We start from the raw sequence: 12,602 nt of genomic DNA on the forward strand, positions 1-12,602 counted from the left end.
GACACGCTCCGTTCCCGGGGCGCGCCCGCCGCACCGGTTCTATTCGTCGAAATCGTCCGTGCGGAACGGAATCACGGGCTGCCCGAAGGCGTCCCACAGATGCCCGATGCTGCAATTCTTGAAGTTGTAGCGCACGTATTTGGGTTCGCCTACGGCATAGGTCGAGACGTAGAGCACCGTGGGATCGGGACGACGACGCTCGGCGCGGGCCGGGTGGAACTTCCCGTCGGCCCCGGCCAGCTCGAAGCCCTCGATCTCGCCCTTGACGAGGAAGCCGCAGTCGCTGCCGTCGAACGACAGCCGCACGACGCCGCCCTCGAGCACCTCCATCGACTTGTAGCGCGGCCCGATCGTCTTGATCGCGTCGCCGTAGCCGTAGTCGCGGCTCAGCGCCCAGTAGGCCAGCCGCTGCGCGATCGGCTCCTTCTGCGAGGGGTGCACGTTCCAGCGTTCGTAGTCGTACACCAGGTCGTTGGTCGAAACCATGCCCACGTTGTCGGTCATCTCCATCACCCGGGCCTGCTGTTCGCGCACCAGCGCGCAGTCCACGTTCTGCTCGCCGTTCTCCACCGGAGCGATCTCGACGTAGTAGAACGGCTTGCGGTCGCCGCCCCACAGGTCGCGCCAATGGTCGATCATCGCCACCATCTTCTCGGCGTAGTAGGTGCTGCGTCCGACGTTCGTGCAGCCCTGATACCAGCAGAAGCCCTTGATGGCGAAGTTGTGCAGCGGATAGATCATGCCGTTGTAGAGAATCTCGACAGTCGTCATGCCGCTCTGCCCCTCGCGCGTGGGGAGCGACGCGGGGTCGAAATCCCCGAAATGTTTCTGCAGCTCGGCCGGGAACCACGCCTCGATCCACGTGCCGCCGCAACTGCTGTTGATGATCCCCACGGGCACGCCGAGCGCCCGGCGCAGGTTGCGCCCGAAGAGGTAGCCGACGGCGCTGAAGGTCTTCACCGTGGCGGGCGAAGCCTCGCACCAGGCGCCCGTCACGTCCTCGCGCGGCGTGAGGCCGCCGTCGATCTTCACCGAGAAGAGCCTCACGTCGGGATACTGCGCGCTCTCGGCGATGATCTCGAGCGAGTGTTCGATCGGGCAGTCGCGTCCGCCCTGCACGGGAATCTCCATGTTCGACTGGCCCGAGCAGAGCCACACCTCGCCGATCAGCACGTTGCGCAGCACGACCGGTTCGCCGTCGCCGTCGCCGATGCGGATCGTGCGTTTCTCGAACGACGCCGCAGGCGTGCGCAGCGTCGTGCACCAGCGGCCTTCGGCGTCGGCCTCCGTCCGCACGGCAGCCCCCCACGAAGGGGCCACCCGCACCTCCGAACCCGGGGCCGCCCAGCCCCAGACCTTCACGTCCGTCGCCTGTTGCAGCACCATGTTGTCGCCCACGACGGCCGGGAGCCGGACTTTCGCCCCGGCAGGCGTCCATGCCGCCGCGAGCAGCACGGAAAACAATAACCAGAAACGTCTCATCGTATCAATCGTTATAGGGTCTCGCTATCACGCGGCACGCGTCTTCCCCGAGCAGCGCGGCGTCGAACTCGGTCGTCACCGTCCGCCTCTCGCCCGGCAGGAGCGTGAAATAGTTGTCGTCCATGACGGCGGGCAGCAGCTGTTCGCCCGTCGAGGCGTAGGTCGGCATGACACGCACGGCGAAAGCCACGCCGCGGCCGCGGTTCGTCACCGTCGTCCGGACGATGCGCTTCGCGCCGACGGTCTCCTCCTTCGAGCGCACGTCGAGCCGCGCGGGCTCCAGGCCGTCGAGCGCGCGGTAGTCGCCCAGCCGGTTCGAACGCCAGTAGAAATTCTCCGACAGCAGCTTCCCGGCGGCGTCCGTCAGCCGCAGCCGGATGAAGTGCACGGGCGAGAGCCCGGCCGGTTCCGCCTCCGTGTCGTAGAGCTCGATCTCGTACAGCGCCATCTTGCGGCCCGGCTGCCAGCTCTTCACGTCGAGCACCTTGACGTAGCGCGCCGTCACGGGTTCGATCGTGATCTCGTCGATGGGCGAAGAGCCCTTGTCGCCGACATGGACCGTCCGCCAGGTTTCGGCATCGTCCGAGACGAGCACGTCGTACCGTGCGGCCACCTCGCTCTCCCACGACAGCACGATCGTCGAGAAACGGGTCGGAGCGCCCAGATCGACATAGACCCATTCCCCTTCGCCTCCGGTGGCCGACCACGCCGACCCCGTATTGCCGTCCGTGACCGCCTCGGCGGCGTGGTAATCCGTCACGCCGGACGACGAACAGACGGCCCGCTTGCCGCGCGCGAGGTTTCCGTCAGCCGGCAGAGGAAGCCGCAGCGCCTCCACGGCGCTGTTCGGATGCACCGTGAGGGTCGCCTCGCGCGAATAACGCTTCACTTTGCGCCCCTCCATGTCGTAAACCGTCGCCGTGACGTGCGCCCCTTCGTAGCCGCGCAGCGTGGCATTGACCGCCTTCACCGTATTGTCGGCATAGCTCCACTGCACGTGCACCGGCTCGCACGCCTTGCGCACGCCCCAGTACGCGCCGTTGAGGTCGTAATAGTAGTCGTAGGTCTGCCATACGAACGACGGATAGGCCGACTGGCTCATCCACGTCAGCACGCCCGTGGCGTCGTTCCACATGTGGTGCTGCCACCCTTCGTACATGGCCTTGTTGGCCTCGATATTGAGCAGCTGGGCCTTGCGGCAGAAATCCTCCGTGCCGGACGCCTTTCCGTAGTTGTACTCCACGGTGGCGAAATAGCGGTCGGGCCGCGAGTTGAACGACGAACGGCCGAAGAAGTGCTTGTCGAGCATCTCCTGCGACATGGGCCAGCGGTCGGGGTCGGGCATGAACTTCCTGTAACTCTCGTAGTTGGTAAAGACCGCCGTGCCGATCTCCGTGCGGAAGCCCCATCCGTCGAGCTTGTGCTCGCCGAATCCCGAAGGATAGGCCGTGAAGTACCAGATCGGGTGCGCGTTGGTCCACGGGCCACTGCCCGAAAAACCGTATTCGCGCGAAATGGGCTGATACCAGCGGTCGCCGCCGTCGAAGGTCCGCACGTCCTCGCGCAGCCACTCGTTCAGCGGCGCCAGGGGCACACCCTCGTTGTCGCCGCACCAGACGGCGATCGACGGGTGGTTGCGCAGCCGCTTGATTTTCTCCACGGCGTTGCGGTTGAAGGCGAAGAGGTCGTCGGGCAGGTTGGGGTGCGAGTTGAGCCAGAAATCGTCCCATACCATGATGCCGTAGCGGTCGCACGCCTCGTAGAACTCCTCGTCGGTGGTCGAACCGATCCAGTTGCGGATCATGTTGTAGTTCATCTCGCGGTGCAGCCGGACCTTCAGGTCGTACTCCCCGCCGCGGCAGCGGAGCAGCCATTCGCTCATGCCCCAGTTTCCGCCCTTGCAGAAGATGCGCTCGCCGTTCACCGAGAGCCGGAAGACTCCCTCCGCGAAGTCGTAGGAGTACTCGCGGATGCCGAACGTCACCGTCCGGCGGTCGGAGACCTCGCCGCCGACCTCGCAGGTCAGCTCGCACGTGTAGAGGTTCGGGTCGCCGTAACCGTTGGGCCACCACAGCGCCGGATCGGCGATCTTCAGCTGCGGGAACTCGCGGGGATGCACGCCCACGGCGCGCTGCTGCCCGGCGTCGATCCGGAACGGCTTCTCGAAGACGATCTCCCCGGGACGGATCACGCCCCGGAGCACGCCCTGCACCGTCTCGTCCGAATGGTTGCAGAGCTCGGTCTCGAGCGACACGATGCCCTCGCCCTTCGAGGGGACTTTCGTCCGTATCCACGGATCGACGATCGAAACGCCGCCCGAGGTCTCGAACCACACGTCGTCCGTGATGCCGTTCAGCAGGCCGGGGACATAGGGCATCCAGTCCCATCCGGCACTCGAAATATAGGTCGGACTGGCATGGTTGGCGATCGGCGTCTTCGGGGCACGGACCAGCACGGCCAGCACGTTCTTCCGCCCGTCGCGGCGGAGCAGCTCCGTCACCTCGAACCGCCCGCGGTCCATGAATCCGTCGAGACCGCCCAGCCGTTCGCCGTTGAAATAGACCTCGGCACGGCGGTTCGCCCCCTCGAAGCAGAGCCAGCAGTGCCCGCCCGCCGGAAGCTCCTCGGTAGCCAGTTCGGTCCGATACCAGAAATTCCGGTCGTATTTCTTCCGGTCCGCCCGGTAGGCGTTGTCGCCGAAGTTCGGGTCGGGCTCGATTCCCGCCTCGACATAGGAGGTGAACACGGCTCCGGGAACGACGGCCGGAATCCACTCCGACACGTCGTATCCGGCCTCCATCATGGCCCGTGCGTCGCGCACCTCGTCCTGGGGCAGCAGCCTCCAGCCGGCCACCCCGCCGTCGCTGTCGAGCGACGTCCGCTCCACGGCGGCCGGCAGACGGAAAGCCGCCGACAGCATCGCCGCGATCAATACGATTCTTTTCATTCGTTCGGTTGTATTTTCAGGTTTCGGCTCCGCCCCGGACCGCATGTCCGGACCGCGAAGCCCTTCGTACCCGGGAACCGGTTCAATGATTCCCGGATTTCGGAAAATCCGGCGACGGCCATGTGAAAACAGGATCGCTCCACCGCCATCGCCGGATCGTCATGCCGTTCCGGAACCTCCGGAACCGCTATCCGTTACCAACCGGTATTCTGGTCCAGGTTGGGGTTCTGCGTCGTCTCGGCGTACGGGAACGGGAAGAGATAAAGACGGTCGTTCCACGAACCGCGCACGGACAGCGGGTCGTAACGCACCTCGTAGTTGCTGACATCCAGCGGATCGTCCGTACGCACATTCTTATCCTTCATTCCGAGCAGCCAGACGCACTCGTTGCCCCAGTGCTCGCTCACGCCCTTGTCCGAAGTATCGGTGATGAAATCCTTGTAATCGCCCCAGCGGATCAGGTCCACATAGCGGTCGCAGTCGTCGAGCCAGAGTTCGAAACGGCGCTCGGCCTTGATACCGTATTCCTCGTTGTCCATATCCAGCGCAGGAGCAGGTGTCAGTCCGGCACGCTGGCGCACCTTGTTCAGCGCCTCCAAACCGGAGATATTCGCCGTACCTTCGCCCGACATGCAGCATGCCTCGGCGTACATCAGCAGCACGTCGGCATAACGCATCAGCGGGAAGTTGGTCGTATTGCCGTTCGTCTGGCCGGAAGCGAAACGCTCGGGGACCACATCGTCCACGAAATCGTAGTATTTCATGCGGAAATAGCCCTCGTTCTCGAACAGGCCGCTCGACATGACGCCGCGGGCGCTCTCGCTCAGATAGGGGAAATCGTGGTACACCTCGCTGTAAGTGGCGACGTTCGCACGACGGCGGATGCTGTTGCCGTCATGTCTTGCGAAAGCCTGCGCGAAGGTCTTCGTGGGGTTGATGAACCCCCAGCCGTCGGAAGCGGTGGTGGTATTGCCCGGCAGATTCACCTCGTCCTTGCGCCAGTTCATGTAGGCACGGAACCAGTAAGGTTCGGTGTTGGCGATCGTCGTGGCATCGCCGTCTATATCCAGCTCGAGCAGGAACTCGTCGCAGAAGTCGGCCTCGGCGCGGTAGAGCGTCAGATACTCGTATTCTTCATTGCCGTCCTTCCACGTATCCGCATTGTTCGATTTGGCGAGCTCCATATTCACGCCGTAGCTCGACGGACCCATGGTCGCGGTCTTGGTCCAAAGTTCGTACTTGCCCGAGTTGATGACCTTGGCCAATTCGATCTTGGCGTTCTCGTAATCGTTCCGCCACATATAGCCCTGCGCCATATAAGCGTAGCAAGCCTCCTTGGTCCAACGGCCGCCGATCGCCTTCTGGCCGCCCAGACCGCTCTTCGAAGGAAGCACGGCCTGAGCCTCGTCGAACTGCTGCATGATCCACTTCCAGTTCTCCTCGGGGTCCGAGTTGCCGGGGTAGAACGAATACTTGTCTCCGTCGAGCACATGCTCCACCAACGGAGCCGAACCCCAGAGCTGGGTCAGACGCATCATCGCCCACGCGCGCCAGGCCTTCGCCTCGGCGATCACGCGCTTGCGCTCGTCGGAACCGTCGTTGAGCTGGTCCACGATGCGGTTGCACTTATACATGATCTTGTAGAACCGGGTGTACATCTCCTTGTAGGCGTTGTTCTCCGAGTCGTCGATCATGGCCGACATACGATGGTAGTCCGTACCGTCGTTCGGGCCCGAACCGCCCGGCCAGCACTCGGCCGTCTTGGCCGAAGTGGTTGCTATGTAATGCACGCCCCAGTCGCCCATCATCAGGTATTTGACCGTGACGTAAACGTTTGCGATCAACTGCTGCGCCGTGGCATCGTCCGCTTCCGCATAGGTCTTGTCCACCTCGATAGCTCCGAGCTGTTCCACGTCATCGAGACGCGCCTGGGAGCAGGAGGTCACCATCATCGCCCCGGCAAGCAGACCGGCCAACGCTATAATATGCTTTTTCATGGTAGTCGTAATGTTTTTAGGTTAGAACGAAAGGTTTGCGCCGAACGTCAGAGTCTTCGGAGTCGGGTAATCACCGTAGTCCATACCGATCGCGGAAGTAGCGCTGACAGCCTCCGGATCCATACCCCAATAAGAAGAGATGCAGAAGAAGTTGTCGAGCGAAACATATACGCGCAGGCGCGAAATGGCGATCTTCTTCGTAATCGAGGACGGTAGCGTGTATCCCAGCTGGATCTGTTTGATCTTGAAGTAGGAACCGCTCTTGAGCCACATGCTCGAATCGCCGGCATACTTGTCGCCGATCGGATCGGGATGCGGATATTTGGCCTTAGCTCCCATCACGTCCCACGACTCCGTCCAGAGTACGGAGGGTTTGTTGGCGGCAGGCGTATTGCGGGCGGCGCTGAGCATCAGCTCGCCGCCGTAGCTGCCGCTGCCGAATACGGTCAGATCGAAGCCCTTGTAAGCGGCATTGAGGGTGATGCCGTAGGTAAAGTCGGGAATAGCCGATCCCAGGTACACTTTATCCTTGTCGTCGATCGTGCCGTTATCATCCTTGTCGTAATAGATGGCGCTGCCGTCCTCTTTATCGACGCCGAGGTATTTCCAACCGTAATAGCTCCACATCGGCTGGCCCTTGTCGAAAGCGACGATACCGTCCAGAATACGGGGTCCCTCCAGTTTCTTCACTTCGCTGTTGATCGTCGCAAGGTTCGCATTGACTCCGTAAGAGAATTCGCCGGCCTGATCCTGCCAGCCGAGCTCGAATTCGAAACCGTGGTTGTTCACCTTACCCACATTCTTAGCCATGCTCGTGGTTCCCGTCGAAAGCGGGGGAGTCAGGATAACGAGCTGATCCACGGTATTCTTGTTGTAGAAGTCCATACCGAAGGTCAGTCGGTTGTTCAGGAAGCGCGCATCGACTCCGACATCGACCTGCCGGGCCGTCTCCCACTTCAGGTCTTTGTTGGCCAGTACATCCGAAGGATAAATGGTGGTAATCAACTGACCGTTCATCGGATAGTACTCGCCCACGTTCATCGACGACAGATAGGGGAAACCGGACAATGTCCGTATATTGCCGTTAATACCGTAGGATGCACGAAGTTTCAGGAACGAAAGGCTCTTGGGGTCGATATCGCGCATGAAAGGCTCGTTCGAAATGGTCCAGCCGGCCGATACCGAGGGGAAGTAGCCCCAGCGGGCCTTCTTGTCCAGCTTGGACCGGTCGAAAGCATCGGCGCGGAAATTGACCATGATATTGTAACGGTCGTCGAACGTATAGCCGACACGACCGAAATAGCTGATGCTGGAGGATTCGCCGACCTTGCCGCCCACACCCTTCGTCGCATCGGCCGAAGCATAGTCGAGGTGATGGAAGTTATCGGCATCGTTCGTCAGTCCGTTGGTCGAACCCGAAGTGTAGTTGCTCCACTCGTACTGATAGGCCATACCGACCATCGCACTGATCGCATGCTTGCCGAACGTACGGTTGTAGTTGGCGAAGTTCTCCCACATGTAGAACCGGTTCATCGTGGTCTTACCCTCCAATTGCAGATTCGTACGCGACGATACGGCCATGTAGGTCGGTTCTCCGTAGAAACTGTAATTGGTCGATTCGAGCCGGTAGCCGACACGCGAAGTGACGGTAAGGCCCTTGACGGGAGTGAGAATCAGCGACGAAGTGCCGCGCAGAGCGAAATCCTTATGATTTCCCGTATTGCTGTAATAGTGCGTCAGCGGGCTGGTAGCATCCTTGGCGGCGAAGGGAACGGCCACATAGTCCCCGTTCCCGTTCTTCATGAACAGATCGTCGCCCTGCTGTGCGATGAGTTCGGTCATATACGCAGGCAGATTGTCCTTGTCGTAGAAAGCGGGCAGCAGCGGGTCCATACCGTAGGGGTTGATCGCCTGATTGCCCGTACCCACGCCGTCGGTCTGTTTCTGATAACGCGAACTCTCGATCGTATTGTTGGTCGTGAAGGTCAGCCACTTCTTGATCTTGTAGTCGCCGTTGAGCTGGAAGGTGATGCGTTTCATCCAGTCCTTGTCGCCGTAATACATACCGTCGTTGTCCATATACGACAGCGAAGCGTACACCGATCCGTTGTCGTTGGCCGTTTCGATTCCGGCCGTATGGCGCTGGAACGAACCGTTGTCTCCGTAGAGCACGTCGAACCAGTCGGTATCGGTCTTGCCGTCCCACGGAGTGAGCACCTGGCTGTTTCCGGCCGCCGTCTGATAGGCCACATACTGCTCGGCGTTCATCAGATCGGCCTTGCGGGCCAGCGAGGTGATGCCGTAGGTGAAATCGTAGAAAATGCGGCCCTCGCCCTTCTTGCCCTTCTTGGTCGTGATGAGAATGACACCGTTACCGGCCTCGACACCGTAGATGGCGGCCGAAGCGCCGTCCTTGAGGATCTCCATCGACTCGATCGACGAGGGATCCAGGTAGGAAATGTCCGAAACTTTCAGACCGTCCACCACATACAGCGGCTCCGAAGCACCCGAGTTGTTCGACGAGAAACCGCGGATACGGATCGAAGGAGACGAACCCGGAGCGGCCGACGAGGAGAGCACCTGCACGCCCGGAGCCTTGCCCTGCAACGCCTGCTGCGCATTCTCGACCGAACGCGACTGGAAGACGTCTTCCTTGATCGAAGTGATCGACCCCGTCACGTCGCTCTTACGCTGCACGCCGTAACCGATCACCACCACATCGTCGAGCAGTTGCGTATCCTCTTCCAGCGTGATCGTGATGGATGTTTTCGCCCCGAGGGGGGGGGTAGTGAGGGTTTTGTAACCGATGAAGGAGACCGTAAGGCTCGCGTTCTCCTTCACCCCGTCGAGCGAGAACGAGCCGTCCACCCCCGTCGAGGTTCCTTTCGTCGTTCCTTCGACGACTACGGCCGCGCCGATCACGGGATTGCCCTGCTTATCGACGACGGTTCCCGTCAGATTGCGGGTCTGAGCAACAGCCCGGCTGCCTGCGAACGGAACCGCAAGCACCGCTATCACTGCTGCAAAAGCCAATTTCAGTAAGCTTTTTTTCATAGCATTTTTTAATCGTTAAGAAGTTTGATCGGTTGTCATTTCAGGGTCGCGCAAGGACACTGTGTCCCGCGGACCGGTCGGTGGTCTGTTTTCCTTGATTTTTCCGGAGTTTCGTTTTTGTCGGTTTCAGGTTGTTATTTTGTCGTTTGCCTCGGTTTCGCGGATCGCGGCCTGCGCAGGCCGGGGATGTCCGATCGTTCCGGTGCGCCCGCACGACGGGCACACCGGAACGGAATCGGCCGTTTTTACGGATCTACTTGATCGGAAGTCCTTTGTAGGCGCGGTAGGTGGCGGCCAGATCGGCCGTGCGCACGAAGACGTACTTGCGGCCGTCGTTGCGCGACTCGAGGTACTTCTTCACCTCCGTGGCATAGGTCGCAGCGTCCTCGCTGGCCGTCCCGATCATCACCGAGAGGAAATACGGCTCCCCTTCGGGCGTGCGGGCCAGCGCCTTGTCGAGGTATTCGGGACGCGAGTTGGTCGTGCCGATATGGAAGGTATTGCCGTCCATGTGGTACTCGTGCGACTCGATGCCGCGCCAGTCCGTACCTGCATAGCCGCCCTCGACGCAGTAGGGCTGTACGTTCCAGGCCACCGACTCGCCGTCGATCATCTGCTTCATGGTCAGAATGCCTGCCTGGTCGAGGTAGTGACGCGTCAGCGCGCAGTAGAACGAGAAGCCGCTGTAACGGTCCGTGTTGGGCGAGCCGTCGCCCATCATGGCGGCCATCTCCTGTCCGGCCTCCTTGAGCACCTTGTCGTACCACGTGAAGACGCGCGGCGCGAGATCGACGATGCCCGGATTGATGACCCACGTCAGGGGCACGTCGCCGAAGTGCTCCGACTCCTCGATCGTATAGGGCTCATAGATCATCGTATGCAGCAGGTTGTCGCCGTCGGCCACCAGCATCGCCACATAGGTCGTGTTGGGATCGGCCTCGTAGGCCTTCGGCTCGATGGGCGTGCCCTGCACCGAGGGGAACGACGACATGACGGTCATGTTCTCCACCGAGATGAAGGGAATCATCACGTAGCCGTAGTCGGCGAAGAGCTTGTCGGCCTTCAGCTCGTCGGTCCAGCCCATGATCTGCGTGCCGGCGGGGTAACGCTTCACGATGTTCTCGTAGTAGTGGCACTCCTCGGGAATCTGGATGTCGAGGAAGTAGGTGAACAGGCGGTTGGCCACCACGTAGTCCTTGTTGGCGGCGCCCCAGCTCTCCTCGAAGTCGAGGGTCATGTGCGACCAGGTGAAGGCCACGTCGTGGCAGGCCGAGTCGAAGTAGTTCTCCACGAGCCAGTCCACGCACTCGATGTTGCTGCGGAACTTGCCGCGCAGGTCCTGGATCACGGGGAATCCGTAGGGTTTCACCTGCTCGTAGAGCGCCGGCGAGACGATCAGGCCGTCGGTCTGCGCGGCGATCGTCGTCGCGGCCTCGATCGTGGCCTGCACGAGGTTCGGGTCGTAGATGACCACGCCCTTGATCTTGTCCTTGTAACGCTCCACCATCGCCGTGAAAGCGGGGTTGGTCTTCGTCTTGTCCAGCGTCAGCGTCTCCTGCGGGATGTCCGTCAGCACGCGGTCGAGCCAGAACTGCCCCATCTGCGCCATCGCCGTCGGGCCGATCTTCCAGCCGCCGTGGTTATCCTTGCAGCGGCTGTTCATCACGTACACCTTCTGTTCGCTGTCGCGATTGACGATGCCCTGCAAGCCGATGGCCGCCACCTGGCCTTCGATATTGTCGTTCTGAAGGTCCACCACCACGAGCGATCGGGTCGGGGTCTTCACCTTGGGATAGAGACGGTTGGTCAGATCGACGTCGAGCGCCGTCGAACGGACGCCGCCGCAGCACGCATCGCCGCCCTGGCAGCCGGCCAGCGCCAGCAGGCAAAGCAGCGAACCGAAGCAGTGAGTCAGAGAGCTTTTCATTGGTTTTAAGTCGGTTAATGGATTATTGATTATTGTTTGAACTGATCTATTTCAGCGATTCCAAAATCTCCCGCACCGAGAGGTCGGCCCGGCAGATCACCTCGTCCGACGCGCCGTAGTACATGACGATGCGGTCGCCCTCGACGATGTGGCCGTTGGTGAAGATGACGTTTCCGAAGAACCCCGTCAGCTCGTAGGGGGCCGACGGCTCCATGATCGGCCGGTCGCTGCGTGCGAGCATCTTCGAGGGGTCCGCCGCGTCGAGCAGCATGGCCCCGAGGCAGTAGCGGTTGTCGCCGTCGGCGCCGTGGTAGATCATGAGCCACCCCTCGCCGGTCCGTATCGGGGCGCAGCCCGCCCCGATGCGCGCGCTGTCCCACATGCCCTTGCGCGTGCGGGCCACGCAGCGGTGGTTGCCCCAGTGGCGCAGGTCGCGGCTCTCGGCGATCCAGATGTAGTTGCCGCCGATCTCGGGGCTGCTCGGACGGTGGAGCATATAATATAGGTCTCCGATCCGCTCGTCGAAAAGCGTGCAGTCCTTGTTGTGGGGAGGCAGCACCAGCCCGTAGTCGGTGAAACGCTTCCAGTCCGTCGTGCTGCGCATCCGCACAGCCACGCCGTTGGCCGACACCGCGGTATAGGTCAGGTAATACGTCCCTTCGAGCAGCGTGACGCGGCAGTCCTCGATGCCGTAGGACTCGTAGGCGTCGCTGCCGAAGATCGGCCCGTAGCCCGGCTCTTCGGCAAAACGGACGCCGTCCGTGCTGCTCATGAGCCGCAGGTGGGACATGGTCGTAAGGTAATCGCTGCCCTTGTAGCTGATGACCCGCGGATCCGACAGGTCCAGCTCCGGCGAGGAGGAGGGCACGCGCATGACCGTAATCCGGTTCGCGTCGTCGAGCAGCGGGAAGCTGATCTCGCCCTCGCGCTGTTCGGGCCGCTCGGCGACCCGGATCAGCAGCCAGGTCTTTCCGTCGAAGCGGAAAACGCCCGGATTGAGCAGACATTCGATCTTCATGGACTCCTGACTCGGCGCAAGGTCGCGGGGTGTCAGAATCGGGTTGTTCGCGTAACGCATAGCGGCTGATTTTTGTAAAACAAAGGTAGATTTTCTCCTGTGCCGAATTGTATACTATCCTCCCAAAAGAGTATAATATGGAGACAAAAGCCCGTTTCACCCCCCCCCCGATACAAA

At 61.4% G+C, this 12,602-nt stretch carries 6 protein-coding genes; all 6 read right to left on the reverse strand.

Annotation, left to right across the window (positions count from 1 at the left end; translation table 11 throughout):
- Positions 1 to 39: 39 nt before the first annotated feature.
- The 6 genes from KB554_RS10300 to KB554_RS10325 all read right to left on the reverse strand — a co-directional run bounded on the left by KB554_RS10300 (position 40) and on the right by KB554_RS10325 (position 12,485).
- A complete protein-coding gene (locus KB554_RS10300) occupies positions 40 to 1,482 on the reverse strand; it encodes a sialate O-acetylesterase (RefSeq protein ID WP_141428452.1) in 1,443 nt (480 codons plus the stop codon).
- Positions 1,483 to 1,486: 4 nt separating this feature from the next.
- Positions 1,487 to 4,429 (reverse strand): discoidin domain-containing protein, encoded by a 2,943-nt coding sequence (locus KB554_RS10305; protein ID WP_211035967.1) that lies wholly within the window; start codon positions 4,427 to 4,429, stop codon positions 1,487 to 1,489.
- A gap of 194 nt (positions 4,430 to 4,623) precedes the next feature.
- Complete coding sequence (locus tag KB554_RS10310; RefSeq protein WP_211035969.1) at positions 4,624 to 6,426, reverse strand: RagB/SusD family nutrient uptake outer membrane protein; 1,803 nt, start codon at positions 6,424 to 6,426, stop codon at positions 4,624 to 4,626.
- 21 nt (positions 6,427 to 6,447) lie between these two features.
- Entirely contained in the window at positions 6,448 to 9,480 is a 3,033-nt protein-coding gene (locus KB554_RS10315; RefSeq protein WP_211035971.1) for a TonB-dependent receptor, read from the reverse strand.
- A 253-nt stretch (positions 9,481 to 9,733) separates the two neighbouring features.
- The gene (locus KB554_RS10320; protein ID WP_141428448.1) at positions 9,734 to 11,407 is read right to left on the reverse strand and encodes a GxGYxYP domain-containing protein; all 1,674 of its coding nucleotides are present in this window, start codon (positions 11,405 to 11,407) and stop codon (positions 9,734 to 9,736) included.
- Between the two features lie 46 nt (positions 11,408 to 11,453).
- Positions 11,454 to 12,485, reverse strand: a complete 1,032-nt coding sequence (locus KB554_RS10325; RefSeq protein WP_211035972.1) for a glycoside hydrolase family 130 protein — start codon at positions 12,483 to 12,485, stop codon at positions 11,454 to 11,456.
- Positions 12,486 to 12,602: the final 117 nt, after the last annotated feature.

This window comes from Alistipes sp. Marseille-P2263, assembly GCF_018101075.1.
GTDB classification, from domain to species: domain Bacteria; phylum Bacteroidota; class Bacteroidia; order Bacteroidales; family Rikenellaceae; genus Alistipes; species Alistipes dispar.